This is a genomic window from Gordonia sp. NPDC127522 (genome assembly GCF_042672305.1).
Classification (GTDB): domain Bacteria; phylum Actinomycetota; class Actinomycetes; order Mycobacteriales; family Mycobacteriaceae; genus Gordonia; species Gordonia hongkongensis.
Genome location: NZ_JBHXVK010000003.1, coordinates 81,270 through 101,292, shown reverse-complemented (window position 1 = coordinate 101,292; position 20,023 = coordinate 81,270). Strand labels below are relative to the sequence as shown.

Below are 20,023 nucleotides of genomic sequence, written 5' to 3'. Positions count from 1 at the left end.
CTAACCCACTGGCCGCCGCCCGGCCCACGGGGGCCTACAGCGCGTCGTAGACGTGTGAGGCGATCCCGTGCGACCGGATCATGCCCCTCACGCGGCGCCGGCATCGAGGTACTGCAGCCATGCCGGATCGATGTCCTTGATGGTGGCCAGCAGACGCCAGTGCCTGCCCTTCGGCACGGTCGGAACCGTCCGCAGCGTCCACCCCAGCTCCCCGAGCAGACGATCCGCCTTCCGGTGGTTGCACGAGGCACAGCACGCCACGCAGTTCTCCCAGGTGTGCGTTCCGCCCCGGCTCCGCGGGACCACGTGGTCGATCGTCGTCGCCCGCGCACCGCAGTAGCCGCACCGGGCCAGGTCACGACGCATCAGAGCGGCCCGGGTCATCGGCACGGTCGCCCGGTACGGCACGTGGACGTATCTGCGGAGCCGGATCACGGTCGGAACCGGGACCGCACCACCCACGGAGTGCACCGCCTCGCCCTGTTCGTCGGCGTGCACCAGATCGGCGCGATCACGGAGGATGAGGACGACCGCACGCCGGACCGTCACGGCCGTCAGCGGCTCGTACGTGGCGTTGAGGAGCAGCACTCGCCGTCGTGTCCAGGTCCCGGCGCCGGGAGCGGAGCGAGCGGGCCGAATGTCACCGGCGCCGGGAGCGGAGCGAGCGGGCCGAATGTCACCGGCGCCGGGAGCGGAGCGAGCGGGCCGGATCTGCCCGCGTCCCGTCTTCGCGTGTGATCTGTGCGTCATCTCGCCTCCCGCCACCCGACAGCACAAGTCCACCACGGTGACGGTCCCCGTGACAGGTGTTTCACGGTGTCCGGCCAGCTCACGGGGTCGACCCGGCGTCGGCGTTGAGACACCGCGCCCGGGTGAGGACAATGGCGAGGGTGACTGGCGAACCCAACACATCCCCTCCGACCCCACCGACGCCGGCAACCCCCGCGCGGACCTTCTACGACGAGGTCGGCGGTGCCGAGACGTTCCGGCGACTCACGGCTGTGTTCTATCGCGAGGTGGCGCGCGACGAGGTGCTGCGCCCGCTGTATCCCGAGGAGGACCTGGGTCCGGCCGAGCGTCGGATGCGGATGTTCCTCGAACAGTACTGGGGCGGTCCGCGAACCTACTCCGATGAGCGCGGCCACCCCCGACTCCGCATGCGTCACAACCCCTTCCGCGTCGGGCCGATCGAGCGGGACGCGTGGCTGCGCTGTATGCACACCGCAATCGCCTCCATCGACGACGACACGCTCGACGCACCCCACCGCCAGGCGCTGATCGACTACATGGAGATGGCGGCGCAATCGATGATGAATTCACCCATCTGAGAGCGTTTTCTGTCCCGTCACGCCGCCCGACTCGCCGACTGACCTGGATTTCTCCGAGAAAACTCAGGTAGGGCACAATGACCACGGTGAGCGATGAGACACCAGAGGTCGTCCCCGCCGAGCCATCCGACGGGGGTCAGCCCGACGACGTCGCGTTCGACGACGGAGCGATCGAGTCCGACGTCGATGCGCTCGAGGAGCCGGCTGCCGGCGAGGCCGTCGTCGCCGCCGACGCACCGGTCGCACCACCCGTTGTCTCGCAGCTGGATCCGGCCGACACCACGTGGTGGAAGTCCGCGGTGTTCTATCAGATCTATCCGCGCTCGTTCTCCGATGTCAGCGGTGACGGCGTCGGCGATCTCGCCGGTGTCATCGACAAGCTCGGCTATCTCGAACTCCTCGGGATCGATGCGATCTGGCTCAGTCCGATCATGGCCTCTCCCATGGCAGATCACGGTTACGACGTCTCCGATCCCCGGGACGTCGATCCCCTCTTCGGCGACCTCGACGTCTTCGACGAGCTCATCGCCGAGGCCCACGAACGCGACATCCGGGTGACGATGGACCTCGTCCCCAACCACACGAGTGACCAGCACGAGTGGTTCCGGGCCGCGCTGGCCGCGGCCCCCGGCAGTCCCGAACGCGAGCGGTACATCTTCCGGGACGGCCTCGGTGACGACGGCGACGAGCCGCCGAACAACTGGCACAGTATCTTCGGCGGACCCGCCTGGACCCGCGTCACCGAGGCCGACGGCTCGCCGGGTCAGTGGTACCTGCACATCTTCGCCAAGGAGCAGCCGGACCTGAACTGGGAGAACCCGGACGTCTTCGCCGATCTCGAGAAGACGCTGCGTTTCTGGCTCGATCGGGGTGTCGACGGCTTCCGCATCGACGTCGCGCACGGCATGGCCAAACCCGCGGACCTGCCCGACATGGATCTGTCGGCGACCAAACTGCTGCAGAACTCCGACGACGACCCGCGTTTCAACAACTATGCAGTGCACGAGATCCACCGCAAGATCCGCAAGGTCCTCGACGAGTACCCCGGGGCAGCCAACGTCGGTGAGATCTGGGTCAGCGACAACGAGCGATTCGCCGAGTACCTGCGGCCCGACGAACTGCACCTCGGGTTCAACTTCCGGCTCGCCAAGGCGCCGTTCGAATCCGGCGCGATCAGGGAGGCCATCGAGAACTCACTCGACGCGGTGTTGTCGGTGTCGGGTACTCCGACGTGGACGCTGTCCAATCACGATGTCGCCCGCGAGGTCACGCGATACGCCGTCGCCGACCCGGAGACCGGGGCACTCGACCTCGAGCGCGGCACGAGGCGCGCACGAGCGATGCTCGTCGTCGAGATGGCCCTGCCCGGAACGGTTTTCCTCTACAACGGCAGCGAACTGGGACTGCCGAACGTCGACGACCTGCCCGACGACGCACTCCAGGACCCGGTATGGGAACGGTCCGGACGCACCGAACGCGGGCGGGACGGCTGCCGCGTCCCGATCCCCTGGGAGGGGACCGAGCCGCCCTTCGGATTCAGTGCGACGTCCGAGACCTGGCTGCCGATCCCGGAGTCGTGGCGCGCGCTCACCGTCGAGGCCCAGCTCGAGGACGTGGGGTCGATGTTGTCGCTCTACCGGGCCGCCATCGACCTGAGGGTGATCCGTCCGGAGTTCACCGGTGAGCACCTCGAGTGGTACGGCGCGCCGGAGGGATGCCTGGCGTTCCGTCGTTCCGAGGGTCAGCTGGTCTGTGCGCTGAACGCCGGCGATGAGCCGGTGCCTCTTCCGCCCGGCGAATTGCTGCTCGTCAGTTCGCCTCTCGTCGACGGGATGCTGGCGCCGGACGCAGCTGCCTGGCTGGTGTGACTGAACTCGGGCAGCCGACCGCGACCCAGGTGAGGGGCACGCAGGCACCTCACCGCCGCCGCAAGCAGGCAAGACGATCGTGAAACGCTGCTAGAAGGGCGGTGGGTTGGCGTCGTTCCAGCGCTTCTCGGCGCGTTGGTGGCGTCGGAAGTCGTTGTCGCGCTGCGTGGTGAGTCGGTCGCGGGCGGGGTGATCGGTTGACCGTCTGGGGAAGAGCTTGTTGAACAGGTCGCGTCCGCTGAAGGCGTTGCCGACGAACATGTGTCCGGTGGGTGTGGTGAACCACGCGGTCTGGAATTCGTCTTGGTGGTCCTGCCAGCTGGTGAAGGTCTTGATGCGGTGATGGAACCGGCACAGCGGTTTGAGGTTGCGCGCATCGGTCGGGCCGCCGCGCCGCGGGTCGGTGTGATCGAAGGGTTCGGTGTGGTCGAGATCGATCTGCCAGACCGGCGCGTTGCAGCCCGGGAAGGTGCAGCACAGTTCACCGGCACGAACCAGCGCCTGCAGCTTCTTCGACGGGGTGTACCGCGTTGTCGAACTGTCCGCGCCGGGAGCCGGTGAACCGTCGGGTGCGGTAGGTACGGGCTGGATGTAGGTGCGGCGGGCTTCGGCGAGGAGTGTTCGGGCGGTGTCGGCGTCGATGATGCCGTGTCGGTCGAGGAAGGCAGGGTCGTCGTCGAGACCGATCAGGGTCGACAGGTTCACCACGATGTGGAAGGTCGCGCGCGGCGCCGGCGATGACGAGGGCGACGCGTCCGGACCCGGAGGGTCGGCGACAACGGTGTCGATGTCCGGGGTGTCGGTGTCATCGCTTCCGGAGTGGCGCGCGGGTGCCTCAGTCGTGTGGTCGGCGGTGTCCACTGTCGCTGCGTCGACGTCGGCGGTGGTGTCGGCGTCAATGTCCATTGCGGCAGGTCGGCAGTCGTCGCATTCACACGCGATAGAAGCTTCGCCCCGCGCGAGCGCTTTCAGAGCATCGACCCGGCGGTTGGCCAACTTTCGAGGGTCACCGGCGTGGACGGCGGTGGCGATCGCCGTCAGGCGTGCGTCGAACTCGGCGGCATCAGCGGCGGGTAGCGTGCCGGAGATCCGGGACTGCCCGGGGGTGAAGCGGTCGGGGGTGACGGTCACCTTGCGGTCGGACTTGACCCGTTCCTTGCGGCGGCGGATCGCGTCGGGTGCCCACTTGGCGACGATGGAATCGACCATGGCGGTGAATCGTGCCGTCGACATCGGTGCGCGGGCGAAGATCGCTTCGGCGAGATGGGCGTCGACGGTCTGCATCTCTTCGTCGTCGGTGATGAGGTCGGTGTGCTTGAGGGCGATGAGGAAGCGGCGTTTGTCGATTCGCCCGCACGCCAGTGCGTGTCCGGTGAAGGAGAGTCGGTAGCGCAGTGCGTCGCCGGCTTCGATGAGGTCTTTCGCCTCGGCCGGTGTCACGGTGAGGGTGGCGCCGACTTCGGCGATGGCCTGTTCGAGGCCGTTGGGCCCGAACTGCTCGTAGGGGTTCTCGCCCGCGGCCACTCGCGCGGACAGGTGCTCGAAGGCTTCGATGGAGTCGAGTTCGCCGCTGTGCGTCTCGGCGCGCCGCTGCGCGTAGTCCATCTCGCGTTCGTCGTGGATGAGACTGGCCACGACCATCATTCGATGCGCGGACGCCGCCGCCAGGCCCGCGCAATGGTTGAGGACCTCGACGAGTTCAGAAGCGGAGAGTTCATGGTCAGGGCGCAGTCGTGGTTCTACCGAATGCTGTGATGGGTCCACCGATGTAGTGGATCCGTCCCCCGCCCCCGATGACATGACACCAGAGTACTCGAACATACGTTCGAGTCAAGGGTTGATTCTTCCAAGTCCCGGACGTGCTACAAATCGGACCACGACGTACTGACAGGCCTCCGACTTCGAGGTGAGCGTGTCTGCGTGGCGGCCAGTGCGAATCACCAGGACACACCGACTAGTTCAGGACGGTCACCGCGAGATCGCGGTGTCGGCGCTGGTACACCGAGCCGAAGCGTGCGTCGATCCGGATCCACGCCGCCGACATCCGGATTCGTACCGGTTCGTCGGCTGCGATAGCCCCGGTGTCGGACGTCTCGGTGACCGCCCGTCCGTCCGCGTCGCGGATGAATCCCATGCCGGTCAGGGCGAAGACCGATCGCATGCTCACCGCGGCCCGCAGCGCACCCTCCTCCGACGTGACCTCGAGGACATCCTGATCGAGCAAACCCGTTGCGGGACCGTGTCCGCTCCCCTCCTCGCGCGCCACCCGGGCGCCTTCCCGGGACAGTTCGACCACGCTGCGGGCGGGTACGTCGTCGATGTGCCGGAACCCGACCGCAGCGGGAAGCGCTCCGCGCCAGGCACTGTCGAGTGAGAAGCCGGGATCGACCGCGGTGCCCGGGCCGGCCGATTCGACGGTCGCACGCAGTGTCGAAGCGTCGCACACGATGTCGGTCGGCGCGATTCGTCCGGTCACCGACCGGGTGGCGAGGACGTCGAACCCGGTATGTGCCCACAAGGCCACCAGACCGTCCGAACGCGCGACCACCCGGACGACGGCGGCATCGTCGAGACGTACTGCGTGCGAGAGGAACGCGAGGGCGTTCGATCGGTCCGAGGACGCGAACTCGATGAACCGCTCCATCAACTCGGCCCGCCGCGTGTGGCCGATTCCCCGGCGGGGCGGCGGAATCCGGCGAGGTAGTCCTTCTGTTCCGGGGTGAGCCGGGCGATGCGCTGGGCCGCCACGTCGAAGGCGACGAGCTGTGTGCTGGCGACCACGGCGGGGCGAGAGGCGGGGTCGGCACCCGCCGCGCGCACTTCGTAGCCGACGGTGAAGTCGACGGCCCGCAGGCGTTCGACGAACATGGTGACCTCGATCGGCCCCTCGGAATGACGCAGCTGCGCTTGATATCTCACGTGTAGGTCGGCGACGAGGCAGCCGTCGCGCAGGGGCGCGGTCGGTCGGCCGTCGTAGAAGAGCCAGGGAATGCGCGCCTCTTCGAGCAACGTCACCATCCGGGCGTGATTGATGTGCGCGTAGACATCCATGTCCGACCAGCGCACCGGCACCTTGACCAGGTATCCGTCAGCGGTCGTGGTCCCGGCGTCCTCGTTGAGCACGTGCGTCATCCCCTGTCTGATCGGCGTCGGCGTGCAGCCCTCGCGGCCACCCCGGCCCAACCCTACGCACTCCCCGGTGGGGTCAGGCGGGCGCGATCTCCACCGGCAGACCGTTGAGGACGACGGTCCCCGAGAGCGGGTCCAGCATGGCCCCGTCGTTCAGGTCGTTCACGTTCACACCCGGATCGGCGGCGGCGACGCCCAGTCTGATGCCCTCGACATCATGACCCCACCCGTGCGGCAGCGACGCGACCCCGGGCCGGATGTCGGTGGTGATCTCGACGGGCACGGTCAGCGAACCGCCCGCACCACGGACTTTGGCGACGTCGGAGATGCCGAGTCGGTCGGCATCGTCGGGATGCATGAGCAGGGTGCATCGATTGGTACCGCCGGTGAGGGCCGGGAGATTGTGCATCCAGCTGTTGTTGGACCGCAGGTGGCGGCGACCGACCAGCAGCAGGCTGCCGTCGGCGGCCGGGGCCGGGTCGCCCCCGGCGTCCACCGCTGCGCTCAGGCGCGCGAGGTCGCCGATGAGCGGGTCGGGAGCGAGTTCGATCTTGCCGGACGCCGTGCGGAGCACCCCGGGCAGTCGCGGCCGCATCGGTCCCAGGTCGATGCCGTGTGGCGCGGCCAGCACATCCGCGAACGTGAGGCCGTCGCGGGAGCCGAAGGCGTCGCCGTACGCCCCGAGGCGGAAGAGCATGTCCAGACGACGCTGGTGTCCGGGCGCGTCGGGCAACATCGCGACGAGCGAGGCGACGTCACGGCCGGCGACGGGCGAACAGGGGTCGGTGACCTCCTTCGACAGCGTGGCCGCGATGACCTGTTCGTCGACGAGGCCCGGGTCGGCGTCGACCCCGGCTCCGGACAGGCCCAGGATCAGCCGGCAGACGATCTCGATCTCGTCGGGACGCCCTGCTGGGAGCGGCAGCACGGGCGGCGAGTAGCGGGCAGAGGCGCGGACCGCCAGGTTGTTCAGGATGGCGTCGAAATGCGGACTCTGCGACGGGCGCGGCGGCGGCAGCACGACGTGTGCGTGCCGCGTCGTCTCGTTCAGATAGGGGTCGACGCAGACCACGAACTGTGCGTCGTCGAGTGCGCGTCCCAGTCGCGCGCCGTTGGGTGCGGACAGGACGGGGTTACCCGAGACCGTCACCAGCGCCCGCAGCCGCCCCTCGCCGGGCGTCTCGAACTCCTCGGCCATCGCGACGGCGGGGAGCTCGCCGCCGACCTCCGCGTGACCGGACACCCGGCTGCGCCACCGCCCGGTACGGAAACCCCGGCCCGCACGGGCCGGGCGGGGCGATGGAGCGGTCGGTGCGAGCGGGAACATCACTCCCCCGGGCCGGTCGAAGTTGCCGGTGAAGATGTTCACCACGTCGATGAGCCAACTGCCGATGGTCCCGAATTGCACTGTGGTGGTGCCCATCCGGCCGTAGACGGCGGCCGATTCCGACGCGGCGATCGACCGGGCGAGCGCCCGTATGTCGGCGGCCGTCACACCACAGAACGAGGCGACCCGTTCGGGAGTGAAGCCGCTCAGCTCGTCGCGCAGCGCCTCCACGCCGGTGACATGCGCGGCGATTCCGCCGAGGTCGGCGGCGACGAGATCCTCGTCGAACAGGCACTGCACCACCGCGCACAGCAGCGCCGCATCCGTCCCGGGCCGCGGCGCGATGTGGGTGTCCGCGAGCTTCGCCGTGCGGGTGCGTGCCGGGTCGATGACGGTCAGGCGCCCGCCCCGGCGGCGTAGCGCGGTCAGTTTCCCGGGGAAGTCGGCGGCGGTGGTCACACTGCCGTTGGAGACCACCGGGTTCGCTCCGATGATCACGAGATGATCGGTGCGGTCGAGGTCCGGAACGGCGAAGGTCCCGGCATGACCGACGAGGTAACCGGTGGCCGCCTGCTTCGGCATCTGGTCGAGGGTGCTGGCGCTGAACACGTTGCGGGTACCGAGTGCCCGGATGAGCAAGGGCGCGTACATCGTGCCGGCGACGGTGTGCGCGGACGGATTGCCGAGGTAGAAGCCGATCGACTCGCCGCCGGAGGTCGAGATCACCTCACGCAGCCCGTCGACCGCAACGGTGAGCGCTGTGTCCCAATCGGTTTCGACGAGCCGACCATCGCGCCGGATGAGCGGATGGTCAAGACGATCGGGGTCGTTGTCGAGCTGGGCGAAACTCGCACCCTTCGGACACAGGTAGCCGGCACTGAACACGTCGGCGGCGTCACCGCGCGCGGCGGTGACGATCTCGCCGCCGGTCGAGCGGTCCCGGCCGATGATGAGGGTCAGACCGCAGGTGGCCTCGCAGAGCGGGCAGATGCGCGGTGCGGTTCGGGTCATGTGCTCAGGCTAGGCGCTCGGAACACCTGACTGCGACGGATTCGGTGACGGCAGCCGTCGCTTGCGCATCAGCGGATCACGCTCCGCAGCTGCCGGGCCGCGACGGAGAGGGTGGCCAGGTCCGCGGTCCCGGTCTCCTCGATCTCCCGGAGCACGCTACGTACCCGGCTCAGCCGGTTCGACCGCGACGACTCCCACTCGGCGATCTTGTCGGCCGTGCTCTCCCCGGGTTCGCTGACCTCCAGGATCCGCAGGGTCAGCGCACGGAGCGCACCGTGCATGTCGTCACGCACGGCCAACCGGGCCAGCGCATGCCATCGATCGCCGAATTCGAGTCCCGACACCGCCGTGAGCAACTGTTCGAGACCGAAGTGCTCCATCACCCCGAAGTAGAGGTCGCCGACCTCATCAGCGTCCCGGTCGGCGATCTCGGCCGCGTCGATGATGTCGAGCAGACAGAAGCGGTGCAGGCTCGCCGCGACGGTGTGGGCGAGGTCCTCGGGAACGCCGTGTTCGACGTAGGTGTCGGCGCGCTCGGCGACGTCGCGTGCCGAGCTCGGCCCGTACCAGTCGTCGATGACCTCGGACAGTGCTGCCACCCGCTCGCCGTAACGGGTGATCTCGGCGGCCATGGCCAATGGTTGCGGCCGGAAGGCGAGCAACCATCGCGAGGCGCGGAACAGCAGACGGCGTGCGTACAACATCATCTCGTCGACGGCCTCGACCGGAGCCGGTGCATGCCGGATACCCTCGAACACCTCGTTCATGCCGAACACCTTGTTGGACACCACATAGGCGCGAACGCCCTCCTCGGTGCTACAGCTGCTCCCCTCGCTCAACCGGAACAGGTGGGTCATCCCGGCGTGGTCGATCACGTCGTTGACGAGGGTCGTCGCCACGATCTGACGCCGCAATCGGTGTCCGCTGATCGCGTCGGAGTATTCGGTGCGCACCGCGTCCGGGAAGTAGCGCGCGACGCGGGGTGCGAACACGTCGTTGTCGGGGAGGTCGGTGGCGAGCAGGTCGGATTTGGACTCGAGCTTGACGTGCGCCATGAGCGTCGCGAACTCGGGTGAGGTGAGACCGCGGTGGAGCTCGCCGCCGACCCGTTTGCGCAGCTCGCGTGGCTCGGGCAGTGCTTCCAGGCGTAGGTCGACGCCCCGTTTGGCGGCGAGGTGTTCGAGCATGCGGGCGTGCACCTCCACCCGCAGCAGCTCGAATGTGCGGCAGAACCCGAGCTCGGAGTTCTGCGAGATGTTGTCGGCGAGAACGAGTTCGGCGACCTCGTCGGTCATCGACTCCAGCAGGGGGTCGCGTTCGTCGGCGTCGAGGCCGCCCGCCGAGACCGCCGCGTCGAGCAGGATCTTGATGTTCACCTCGTGGTCGGAACAGTCGACCCCGGCCGAGTTGTCGAGGGCGTCGGTGTTGATCCGGCCCCCGGCGAGGTCGAACTCGATGCGCCCACGTTCGGTGACCCCGAGGTTGCCGCCCTCCCCGATCACCTTGGCACGCAACTCGTTTCCGTCGACGCGGATCATGTCGTTGGACTTGTCGCCGACACTCGCATGTGATTCGGTCGACGCCTTCACGTAGGTCCCGATGCCGCCGTTCCACAAAAGGTCGACGGGAGCGAGCAGGATCGCGCGAATCAATTCGGGTGGTGAGAGTTCTGTCGTGCCGTCCTCCATACCCAGCGCGTCCACCATCTCGGGGGTGATCGGGATCGACTTGCGGTCGCGCTCCCACACCCCGCCGCCGGCACTGATGAGGTCGGTGTCGTAGTCCGCCCACGACGACCGCGGTAGGCCGAACAACCGCTTCCGTTCGGTGAACGACGCCGCCGCCTCCGGATCGGGGTCGACGAAGATGTGCCGGTGATCGAACGCGGCGACGAGCCGGATGTGCTCGCTGAGCAGCATGCCGTTGCCGAACACGTCGCCGCTCATGTCGCCGATCCCGACGACGGTGAAGTCCTGCGACTGTGTGTCGGTCCCCATCTCGCGGAAATGCCGCTTGACCGACTCCCACGCGCCCCGGGCAGTGATACCCATGGCCTTGTGGTCGTATCCGGCCGACCCGCCGGAGGCGAAGGCGTCGCCGAGCCAGAACCCGTACGACTTCGACACGTCATTGGCGATGTCGGAGAACGACGCGGTGCCCTTGTCGGCCGCCACCACCAGGTAGGTGTCGTCGGAGTCGAGCCGGACGACCCCGCGGGCGGGGATGACCTCACCGGTCGCGAGGTCGATGTTGTCGGTGATGTCGAGCAGGCCGGCGATGAACTGCCGGTAGCACGCGATCCCTTCCTCCCGCTGCGCCTCCCGGTCCCGCGCGGCGTCACCGGTCGGCGGCGGCGGCCGTTTGACGACGAAGCCGCCCTTGGCGCCGAGCGGCACGATCACCGCGTTCTTCACTGCCTGCGCCTTGACCAGGCCGAGGATCTCGGTGCGGAAATCCTCCCGGCGGTCCGACCATCGCAGGCCGCCACGGGCGACCGAGCCGAATCGGAGGTGCACCCCCTCCACGCGCGGTGAGTAGACGAAGATCTCGTGCAGCGGACGGGGTTTAGGGGTCTGCGGGATGTCGCGCGGACGGAGTTTGAACGAGATGACCGGACAGTGATCGGAGTCCGACGACCCGCCGTCGACGAAGTAGTTCGTGCGGTCGGTCGCCGAAAGCACCGCCGCGAACGCGGAGACGATGCGGTCGGCGTCGAGGCTCAAGACGAGTCCGATCTCCTCGTCGAGCTTGTCGCGTACCCGCTTTCGGCGCTGTTCGTCGGCGGTGTCGGGATCGAACGACGCGACGAACAGGTCGACGAGGCCGCGGGTGATGGCGAGGTGTTGGCCGAGGACGCTGGCGACGTGGGCCGAACTGTACGAGAACCCGCATTGGCGCAGGTACTGCCCGTAGGCGCGCAGCATCGCCGCCGACCGCCAGTTCAGGCCCGACCTGATGACGAGTTCGTTGTAGGCGTCGACGTCCGCACCGGCGAGCCAGATCCGGCGGAACGCCTCGGTGAACCGGTCGGCGAGGTCGTCGGCGTGGTCGAGGTCGACGGTCATCCCGGCCGCGAGTTGGACGCTGAATTCGTAGGCCCAGCAGACGGTGTCGTCGAGCCGGTGGATCTCGTACGGGTGCTCCTCGAGGACGTCGAGACCGAGACTGTGCAACACCGGCAGGACATCGGTCAGTGTCGCCGACGCACCGCAGAGGTACAGCGTGAAGATCCACCGGTCCGGCTCTCGCCCGTCGGTCGCCGTCTCGGCGGCGTCGAGGGTCACGTCGATCTCACCCGGTTCCAGACCGACGACGCGGATGAGGTCGGCGAGGGCGGCGTGCGGCTCGCGGAGCTCCTTGTAGTCCTCTGACAACGAGGACAACTGGCGCAGCAGCACGTCCGGGCCGCCGTCGAGTCCCGGGATGTCCTCTGCGACAGCCAGTTCGCGCACCCGCTCGTCCCAACCCCGGATGGCGGCGACCAGCGCCGCCTGCACGCGTGCGTGGGCCGGCGATCCGGTGTCGACCGAGCCGAGTTCGGCCGCCGTCGTCGGGTCGATACAGACCAGCACCTGCAACAGTGCCAACGGCATCTCGCTGACACGCGCCGTGTACTCCAGCCCGGTTCCGTCCACCTCGGCGACGAGCGCGCGCTCGAGGGCGAGCCGGGTGGACGTGTTGTAGCGGTCCCGGGGCAGGTAGATGAGGGCGACGGCGGTGCGTCCGTCGAAGTTGGTGCGCAGGAACAGCCGCAGCGACCGCGTCGCCACCGCGTCCAGCATCTCGGTCAGACGGCGTTCGAGCTCGTCGTCAGTAGACGAGAACATCTCCACCAGCGGATAGTTCTGCAGCAGCTCGATCATGGACTGACCGGCGAAGGAATCCTCCTCGACGCCCGCCTGCGCGAGGACGTCGTGCACCTTGGCGCGCAGGACCGGGACGTCGAGCACCGCCTGATGATTGCCGGCGGAGGTGAGGGTACCCAGGAAACGATGCTCGCCGTCGTGTTCGCCATTCGCATCGAACGTCGGAACCTGCACGAGCACAGGGAAATTGGTGCGCTGGATGCCGGTCGCCACGAACACCCGGCTGACCCGCGGCACCAGCGGACGATCAGTCACCGACGGGAAGTCGCGGTCGATGGAGTCGGTTCGCCACACACCGAGGCGGTCGGCGCCCCCGGCGGGCCCGTCCCCGCCCACCCGCACATGGCCCAGCGGGTGGAAGTGGTTGCCGGCGAACCACTCGAGCAGCGCGGCGTACTCACCACGGTCGGCGTCGGAGACTCCGGCTCCCGGCAGCGGTGCGTCGGCCATCCCGGCGGCGCACTCCGCCATCCGCGAACGCATCGCCGACGCATCGGCGTCGACGTCGATGACCCGCGAGACGACCTCGCGGAGATCGTCGCGCAGCGGCTCCGGATCGATGCCCGGATGACGTGCGAGACCGCAGACCGCGATCCAGGACTCCGGGGTCGTCTCGCCGGAATCGACGGCGACGAGTGTGCCGTCGGGATCCCGCTGGACGGGTATCACCGGGTGGTCTATACGGTCGACGGTGAGGTCGTGCGCCTCGACCGTGGCCAGGACGGCTTCGACGAGCATCGGCATGTCGTCGTTGACGACGAGGATCTCGACGGTGCCGCCCTCGCCCGCGGTCACCCCGACGAGCGCCTCTCCGCGCCGGCGGACCCGCGCGTCATCGAGATGTCTGCGTACCCGGTCGGCGGCCGACTCACCTGCCGACCCGTCGGTCCGCGACTTGAAGTAGTGGTCCACCGCGTCCGGAACGAGTGACGTCACATCTGCCGATGCTAGTCACCCGCGCCGGGCGGAACCGGGATTAATCGCGAGTCAGTTTGCGGTGCGTGACCCGATGCGGGCGGGCGGCATCGGCGCCGAGGCGATCGACCTTGTTGGCCTCGTAGGCCTCGAAGTTGCCCTCGAACCAGAACCACTGCCCCTCTTCGACGTTGCCTTCCCACGCCAAGATGTGGGTACAGGTGCGGTCGAGGAACCAGCGGTCGTGGCTGATGACCACGGCACATCCGGGGAACTGCTCCAGCGCGTTCTCCAGCGAGCCCAGGGTCTCGACGTCGAGGTCGTTGGTCGGCTCGTCGAGCAGGATCAGGTTGCCGCCCTCTTTCAGGGTGAGCGCGAGGTTCAGGCGGTTGCGCTCACCACCGGAGAGCACCTCCGAGCGCTTCTGCTGGTCAGGGCCCTTGAAACCGAAGGCGCTGACGTAGGCGCGCGAGGGCATCTCGTTCTGGCCGACCTCGATGTAGTCGAGCCCGTCGGAGACGACCTCCCACACCGTCTTCTTGGGGTCGATGTTGGCGCGGCTCTGGTCGACGTAACTCAACTTGACCGTCTCGCCGACCTTCACGGTGCCCGAATCGGGCTGCTCGAGGCCGACGATCGTCTTGAACAGGGTCGTCTTGCCGACGCCGTTCGGACCGATCACACCGACGATGCCGTTGCGCGGCAGGGTGAACGACAGGTCCTTGATGAGAACCCGGCCCTCGAAGCCCTTGTCCAGGTGCGAGACCTCGACCACGACGTCGCCCAGGCGCGGCGGCGTCGGGATCTGGATCTCCTCGAAGTCGAGCTTGCGGGTCTTCTCCGCTTCGGCCGCCATCTCCTCGTAGCGGGCGAGGCGGGCCTTGTTCTTGGTCTGGCGGGCCTTGGCGCCGGAGCGGACCCAGGCGAGCTCTTCCTTGAGCCGCTTCTGCAGCTTCTGGTCCTTCTTGCCCTGGACCTCGAGACGCTCGGCCTTCTTCTCCAGGTAGGTCGAGTAGTTGCCCTCGTAGGGGTGCAGCTTGCCGCGGTCGACCTCACAGATCCACTGCGCGACGTGATCGAGGAAGTACCGGTCGTGGGTCACGGCCAGCACGGCGCCCGAGTAGTTCGCGAGGAACTGCTCCAGCCACAGCACCGACTCGGCGTCGAGGTGGTTGGTCGGCTCGTCGAGCAGCAGGAGGTCGGGCTTCTGCAGCAGCAGCTTGCACAGTGCGACGCGGCGACGTTCACCACCGGACAGGTGGGTGACCGGCGAATCGGCCGGCGGGCAGCGCAGCGCATCCATCGCCTGCTCGAGCTGGGAGTCGAGGTCCCAGGCGTCGTTGTTGTCCAGGTCTTCCTGGAGCTTGCCCATCTCTTCCATCAGCTCGTCGGAGTAGTCCGTCGCGAGCTGTTCGGCGATCTCGTTGAAGCGGTCGAGCTTGACCTTGATCTCGCCCATGCCCTCTTCGACGTTCTCCTTGACCGTCTTCTCCTCGTTGAGGGGCGGTTCCTGCAGGAGAATGCCGACGGTCGCGTCGGGGTCGAGGAACGCCTCGCCGTTCGACGGCTGGTCCAGGCCGGCCATGATCTTCAGGATCGACGACTTACCCGCGCCGTTGGGTCCCACGACGCCGATCTTGGCGCCGGGGTAGAAGGACATGGTGACGTCGTCGAGGATGACCTTGTCGCCGTGCGCCTTGCGAACCTTCTTCATCGTGTAGATGAACTCAGCCACGTGAAAACTCCTTCGGACCTGCTCGATGCTGTGTGATCTGTCTGCCGCGGACGCGGGGGGTGCGCGCGCGGGCGCACACACAATGGGGACCAGCCTAGTCGCCGTCGCATGCCGGGCGACGGTCCGGTGCGTCTGCGCCGGTTCGGTGCACCGTCTTTCGCGGGTTGACGCGCGGGTGGGCAGGTTTGCCGAGAGAATGTCGTGGGGACAAGAACGGGGGAATGGGTGAGCGCCGTGCCGGTGTGCGGCGGCGAGGCGATGGGAGCGGTCGATGGGTGCGGTACCCAGATGGACGATCGTGTCCGTGGTCCTGGGTGTCATGGTCGGGTCGATGGGCCTCGTCGCCTGCGAGCCGGCGCCGCGCGAGTGTCCGCCGACCATCTCTCCCCTGGACGGCCCGGCCGGGGAGTGCCTGCGGTTCGGTGTCAGCACCCCGAGCGGCCCGCTCCGCCCGGCCGAGGTCGCCGCGGTCACCGACCTCGTCGGGGTCCGGCCGACCGTCAACCTGTTCTTCGAGGACTTCACCGCGATCCCCCCGATCGCCGCACTCGACGCCGTGGTCGCCTCGGGTGCCGAACCGGTGGTCACCTGGGAGCCGTGGCGCCACCTCGGTGGTGACGACTACGACTGGGGCGCGTTCACGATGTCGTCGATCGTGGCCGGAGCCCACGACGACTACCTGTACCGCTGGGCCGACGAACTCGTCGCCTGGGGCGGGATCGTCTACCTCCGGTTCGCGCACGAGCCGAACGGCGACTGGTACCCGTGGAGCCCCGCCGGCGGGACCTCCCCCGAGCTGTACATCGCCGCGTGGCGCCATGTCCACGCCCTCTTCGCGTCCAAGAACGCGACCAACGTGAAGTGGGTGTGGGCCCCGAATGTCCCCCTTTCCGACGACGCTCCGCTGTCACGCTGGTACCCGGGCGACACCTACGTCGACGTCCTGGGGATCGACGGCTACAACTGGGGCGCGGTGCCCGGCCACCGATGGACTCCGCCGGCGGAGTTGTTCGCCGATTCGTTTGCACAGCTTCGTAACTTGTCCTCCGACACACCGATACTCGTCACAGAGGTCGGGTCGGCAGAAGCCGGTGGTTCCAAAGCCGACTGGATCGCCGACCTGGTGACCTACCTCGACGACGCCGACGACGTCACCGGCTTCGTCTGGTTCGACCACGACAAAGAAGCGGACTGGAGATTGGGCAGCACGGCAGCAGCGGGCACCGCGATGGCGCACGCACTCGAGAAAGCGGGACTGAGGTGACCCTGGTGGACGCGCACATCGATGCCGACATCGAAGAGGCACGACTGCATTCGATGCAGCAGTTGAACGTACTCGACTCGCCCCCGGAGGATCGGTTCGCGCAGATCACCCGGATGGCGAAAGCCGTGTTCGGCGTACCGATGTCGACGGTGTCGCTGCTCGACCGAGACCGGCAGTGGTTCAAGGCGGTCGACGGCATCGAGCTGCAGAACCTGCCGCGGGAACAGACGGTGTGCCAGGTGACGGTCGCGCGCGCCTACGACCACCCCGACGATCCAGCGCTGATCATCCCCGACGTGTCGAAGGTCCCGGCCTTCGCCGCGATCCCGCAGATCGCCGCCGACGACGGAATCCGCTTCTACGCGGGATATCCGCTGTACGGCCCCGGCGGACATCCCGTGGGGACCTTCTGTCTCTATGACACCCGGCCGCGGGAACTCACCACCGATCAGGAGGCGGCGTTCCGCGAGCTCGCCGCATGGGCGCAGCGGGAGATCGCGAACAGCGACGACCTGGAACGCGCGGCACTGGTGCAGCGTCAATTGCTGCCGCCGCCTCTCGGAGTCGTCCCCGGCTGGTCGATCGCGGCGATGTGCCTGCCCGCCTTCGCGGTCGGCGGGGACTTCTACGATCACTACCCCTGGAGCGACGGCCTGGTGTTCACCGTCGCCGACGTCATGGGGAAGGGACTCGGCGCGGCGATCCTCACGGCGACGGTCCGGTCGGCGATCCGAGCCGCATCCCGCGCACTCGACGCCGCCGGACATGGTGCGGCCGACGCCGACCTCGCGAAGGTGGTCGAGACGGTGGCCGATCAGCTCGCCGACGACTTCGCCGGCACCGAGACGTTCGCGACCGCGTTCCATGCACGCCTGCACACCGACGAGGGGCAGCTCGAGTACGTGGACGCCGGCCACGGTCTGTCGATCGTCCGCCGGGCCGCCGGAGGTGTGGAGTCGCTCCCCGGGGGCGGTCTGCCGATCGGCATCCTGCGCGACGACACCTGGGACTCCGCCCGGGTCCACCTCGATCCCGGCGACATGGTCGTCATCACCTCCGACGGGCTGCTGGACCTCTTGCCGTCTGGTGACGAGTCGGCGTTGCAGGCGCTCTTCGCCGACACCTCGACCCCGTCGGAGGTGTGCTCGATGGTGAGCGAACTGGTCGCCTCACGGCCGCCGATCGACGATGTGACCGTCGTGGCCATTCGTCGAGACGATGCGGGATGAGCGAGAGCGTCGAGGAGGCCACCCTCGCACGCACGGCCCCGTCGCCGTGGCTGCGGCTGGTGATCGTCGCCGCCGCGATCCTCGGGATCAACTACATCGTGTGGCGCTGGCTGGCCTCGGTGAACTGGGACGCCTGGTGGATCGCGGTTCCCCTGGTCGTCGCCGAGACCTACAGCCTGATCGACTCGCTGCTGTTCGGGCTGACGATGTGGCGGCTGCAACACCGCCCCGATCCGCCTCCCCCGCCCGAGGGCGCCACCGTCGATGTCTTCATCACCACCTACAACGAACCCCTGGATCTGGTGATGAAGACTGCGGTCGCCGCGAAGGCGATCACCTACCCGCACACCACGTGGATCCTCGACGACGGTGATCGAGCCGAGCTCGCCGAGGCCGCGGCCCGGGCGGGCATCGAGTACATCACGCGATCGTCGAACTGGCTCGACAAACCGCGGCACGCCAAGGCCGGCAACCTGAACAACGCCCTGATGCAGACCGACGGCGAGTTCCTGCTCATCCTCGACGCCGATCAGATCCCCGAACCGCAGATCCTCGACCGCACGCTCGGCTATTTCCACGACGACAAGATGGCCCTCGTCCAGACGCCGCAGTATTTCGTGAACGTGCCGCCCGGCGACCCGCTCGGCAGCCAGGCCCCGCTGTTCTACGGACCGATCCAGCAGGGCAAGGACGGGTGGAACGCCGCGTTCTTCTGCGGATCCAACGCCGTGCTGCGCCGGGAGGCGCTGATGCAGCTCGGCATCACCCAGTATGTCTCCGCCGTCTCCGACGGCATCGATCGCGCCCTGCGCACCGCACGTTCTGTCCTCAAGTCGACGCGCAAGCAGGTCGGGAAGGACAACCCCACCGCCTCGGCCGCGCTCGACGCCGTCGACGAGGCCGTGAAAGACGCACGCGCGCAGCTGAAGAAGAAAGAACCACTGGCCGAGATCACCTATCGCTTCCAGGCTCGCGTCGACGAGGCGGCACGCGGGCTCGTCGACGCCGACGTCGAGGCCATGCGCGCCGACCTCGAGGCCATCGAGGCGCTCACCGAGCTGAGCGAGCAGGAAGCCGGTGCCGGCGCCGTCGACTACGACGCGCTCGCGGTCCTCGCCGAGCGGGAGTGGTCGCCGCTCGGCGCCATCGAATCCATCCGCGCCATGGTCGCGGCGGTCGACGTCGGGCGATCCGACGAGGCCCAGCCCATGCTGCCCCTGGCCACCATCTCGGTGACCGAGGACATGGCGACCTGTATGCGGTTGCACGCCCTCGGCTGGAACTCCGCCTACCATCACGAGAATCTTGCCTTCGGCCTGGCGCCGGAGGACCTGAAAACCATGGTGACGCAACGGCTTAGGTGGGCGCAGGGCACGATCCAGGTGATGCTGCGGGAGAACCCGCTGGTACAGAAGGGCCTCACCCTCACTCAGCGACTCATGTACTGGGCGACGATGTGGAGCTACCTCGCCGGTTTCGCGGCCATCGCCTACATCGCGGCACCGGTGGTCTACCTGGTGCTGGGCATCCTGCCGGTCGAGGCCTACAGCTGGGACTTCTTCCTGCGGCTGATCCCGTTCCTGGTGGTCAACCAGATACTGTTCCTGGTGGTGGCACGAGGCACGCCGACGTGGCGCGGCCAGCAGTACAGCCTCGCTCTGTTCCCCGTCTGGATCAAGGCGTGCAACACCGCATTTCGCAACGTCTACATGAACCGTCCGCTCGGTTTCGCGGTGACCCCGAAGACCAAGCAGTCGCAGGATGCGTTGCCCTGGCACATCGTTCGGCCACAGCTGATCGCGATGGCGTTGCTCGTGGTGGCCTCGGTCATCGGTATCGTGCAGCTGTACCGGGGCGCCGTCTCCGTTCTCGGCGTCGGCGTGAACCTGTTCTGGGTAGTGTTCGATCTGGTGATCCTGAGCGTTGTCATCACCGCGGTGCGGTACCGCGGTCCCGATGAGGAAGGGCAGTGATGGCGAATTTCGCAACACGTAGCGTCGACGGCGGCGCCGTGGCGATCCGGCCCGAGGGCCGGCTCAACATGGTTGTCGCCCCGCGACTCCGAGACCAGTTGCACGAGTTGGTCGGGTCCGGTTCGGCCCGGATCGTCGTCGACCTGTCCGGCACCGACTTCATCGATTCCTCGGGCCTGGGCGCACTCGTCTCCGGGTTGAAGGTGGCACGCCAGGCCGGCGGCGACCTCCGGATTGCGGCCCCGACGCCGCAGGTGGTCACCGTCCTGGAGTTGACCAATCTCAATCGCGTTCTGCGCGTCCACCCGTCGGCCGACGACGCCTTCGACGGGGCCTGACGGGAACCGTCCCACTCACCCAGAGATCGAGGACCCGGCG

General features: G+C 68.0%; 13 protein-coding genes. 6 read left to right on the top strand and 7 right to left on the bottom strand.

What is annotated here, in order from left to right:
- Positions 1-87: 87 nt before the first annotated feature.
- Positions 88-750, bottom strand: coding sequence for an HNH endonuclease (locus ACFVHY_RS07980; protein WP_390270569.1), 663 nt, complete (start codon positions 748-750; stop codon positions 88-90).
- 131 nt (positions 751-881) lie between these two features.
- Here ACFVHY_RS07980 and ACFVHY_RS07975 point away from each other — a divergent pair, with 131 nt between their 5' ends.
- Together ACFVHY_RS07975 and ACFVHY_RS07970 are read left to right on the top strand one after the other, a co-directional pair.
- Positions 882-1,328 (top strand): globin, encoded by a 447-nt coding sequence (locus ACFVHY_RS07975; RefSeq protein WP_254661142.1) that lies wholly within the window; start codon positions 882-884, stop codon positions 1,326-1,328.
- A 77-nt stretch (positions 1,329-1,405) separates the two neighbouring features.
- Positions 1,406-3,196: a glycoside hydrolase family 13 protein gene (locus ACFVHY_RS07970; RefSeq protein ID WP_390270565.1), complete on the top strand. Its 1,791-nt coding sequence runs from the start codon at positions 1,406-1,408 to the stop codon at positions 3,194-3,196.
- Positions 3,197-3,286: 90 nt separating this feature from the next.
- Here ACFVHY_RS07970 and ACFVHY_RS07965 read toward each other — a convergent pair whose 3' ends face one another.
- From ACFVHY_RS07965 to ettA, 6 genes are all read right to left on the bottom strand, one after another.
- A complete protein-coding gene (locus tag ACFVHY_RS07965) occupies positions 3,287-4,996 on the bottom strand; it encodes a DUF222 domain-containing protein (protein ID WP_390270562.1) in 1,710 nt (569 codons plus the stop codon).
- A 154-nt stretch (positions 4,997-5,150) separates the two neighbouring features.
- Positions 5,151-5,840 (bottom strand): hypothetical protein, encoded by a 690-nt coding sequence (locus ACFVHY_RS07960; protein ID WP_058250035.1) that lies wholly within the window; start codon positions 5,838-5,840, stop codon positions 5,151-5,153.
- On the bottom strand, positions 5,840-6,328 hold the full coding sequence (locus tag ACFVHY_RS07955; RefSeq protein ID WP_226513042.1) for a thioesterase family protein: 489 nt from the start codon (positions 6,326-6,328) through the stop codon (positions 5,840-5,842). Before ACFVHY_RS07955 ends, ACFVHY_RS07960 begins: the two co-directional genes overlap by 1 nt.
- Before the next feature lie 73 nt (positions 6,329-6,401).
- Positions 6,402-8,663 carry a molybdopterin-dependent oxidoreductase gene (locus tag ACFVHY_RS07950; protein ID WP_390270558.1) on the bottom strand — a complete coding sequence of 754 codons (2,262 nt, stop codon included), beginning with the start codon at positions 8,661-8,663 and terminating at the stop codon, positions 6,402-6,404.
- A gap of 68 nt (positions 8,664-8,731) precedes the next feature.
- On the bottom strand, positions 8,732-13,465 hold the full coding sequence (locus tag ACFVHY_RS07945; protein ID WP_390270555.1) for an NAD-glutamate dehydrogenase: 4,734 nt from the start codon (positions 13,463-13,465) through the stop codon (positions 8,732-8,734).
- A gap of 40 nt (positions 13,466-13,505) precedes the next feature.
- Positions 13,506-15,179 carry an energy-dependent translational throttle protein EttA gene (gene ettA / locus ACFVHY_RS07940; RefSeq protein WP_065629023.1) on the bottom strand — a complete coding sequence of 558 codons (1,674 nt, stop codon included), beginning with the start codon at positions 15,177-15,179 and terminating at the stop codon, positions 13,506-13,508.
- A 271-nt stretch (positions 15,180-15,450) separates the two neighbouring features.
- On the opposite strand from ettA, the gene ACFVHY_RS07935 reads away from it, so the two are divergent.
- Genes ACFVHY_RS07935 through ACFVHY_RS07920 form a run of 4 tightly spaced genes read left to right on the top strand, consistent with a single transcriptional unit; the run spans position 15,451 to position 19,983 of the window.
- On the top strand, positions 15,451-16,443 hold the full coding sequence (locus ACFVHY_RS07935) for a glycoside hydrolase family 26 protein (protein ID WP_390270552.1): 993 nt from the start codon (positions 15,451-15,453) through the stop codon (positions 16,441-16,443).
- Positions 16,440-17,672, top strand: a complete 1,233-nt coding sequence (locus tag ACFVHY_RS07930; RefSeq protein WP_390270549.1) for a PP2C family protein-serine/threonine phosphatase — start codon at positions 16,440-16,442, stop codon at positions 17,670-17,672. Before ACFVHY_RS07935 ends, ACFVHY_RS07930 begins: the two co-directional genes overlap by 4 nt.
- A complete protein-coding gene (locus ACFVHY_RS07925) occupies positions 17,669-19,645 on the top strand; it encodes a glycosyltransferase family 2 protein (protein WP_390270546.1) in 1,977 nt (658 codons plus the stop codon). Before ACFVHY_RS07930 ends, ACFVHY_RS07925 begins: the two co-directional genes overlap by 4 nt.
- A complete protein-coding gene (locus ACFVHY_RS07920) occupies positions 19,645-19,983 on the top strand; it encodes an STAS domain-containing protein (protein WP_058250027.1) in 339 nt (112 codons plus the stop codon). The genes ACFVHY_RS07925 and ACFVHY_RS07920 overlap by 1 nt, the downstream gene beginning before the upstream one ends.
- The last annotated feature ends 40 nt before the right edge of the window (positions 19,984-20,023 follow it).

Coding starts and splice junctions, on each gene's coding strand:
- ACFVHY_RS07925 (WP_390270546.1), top strand. CDS start 17,669: ATGAGCGAGAGCGTCGAGGAGGCCACCCTCGCACGCACGGCCCCGTCG.
- ACFVHY_RS07970 (WP_390270565.1), top strand. CDS start 1,406: ATGACCACGGTGAGCGATGAGACACCAGAGGTCGTCCCCGCCGAGCCA.
- ACFVHY_RS07980 (WP_390270569.1), bottom strand. CDS start 750: ATGACGCACAGATCACACGCGAAGACGGGACGCGGGCAGATCCGGCCC.
- ACFVHY_RS07920 (WP_058250027.1), top strand. CDS start 19,645: ATGGCGAATTTCGCAACACGTAGCGTCGACGGCGGCGCCGTGGCGATC.
- ACFVHY_RS07975 (WP_254661142.1), top strand. CDS start 882: ATGGCGAGGGTGACTGGCGAACCCAACACATCCCCTCCGACCCCACCG.
- ACFVHY_RS07955 (WP_226513042.1), bottom strand. CDS start 6,328: ATGACGCACGTGCTCAACGAGGACGCCGGGACCACGACCGCTGACGGA.
- ACFVHY_RS07935 (WP_390270552.1), top strand. CDS start 15,451: ATGGGTGCGGTACCCAGATGGACGATCGTGTCCGTGGTCCTGGGTGTC.
- ACFVHY_RS07960 (WP_058250035.1), bottom strand. CDS start 5,840: ATGGAGCGGTTCATCGAGTTCGCGTCCTCGGACCGATCGAACGCCCTC.
- ACFVHY_RS07950 (WP_390270558.1), bottom strand. CDS start 8,663: ATGACCCGAACCGCACCGCGCATCTGCCCGCTCTGCGAGGCCACCTGC.
- ACFVHY_RS07965 (WP_390270562.1), bottom strand. CDS start 4,996: ATGTCATCGGGGGCGGGGGACGGATCCACTACATCGGTGGACCCATCA.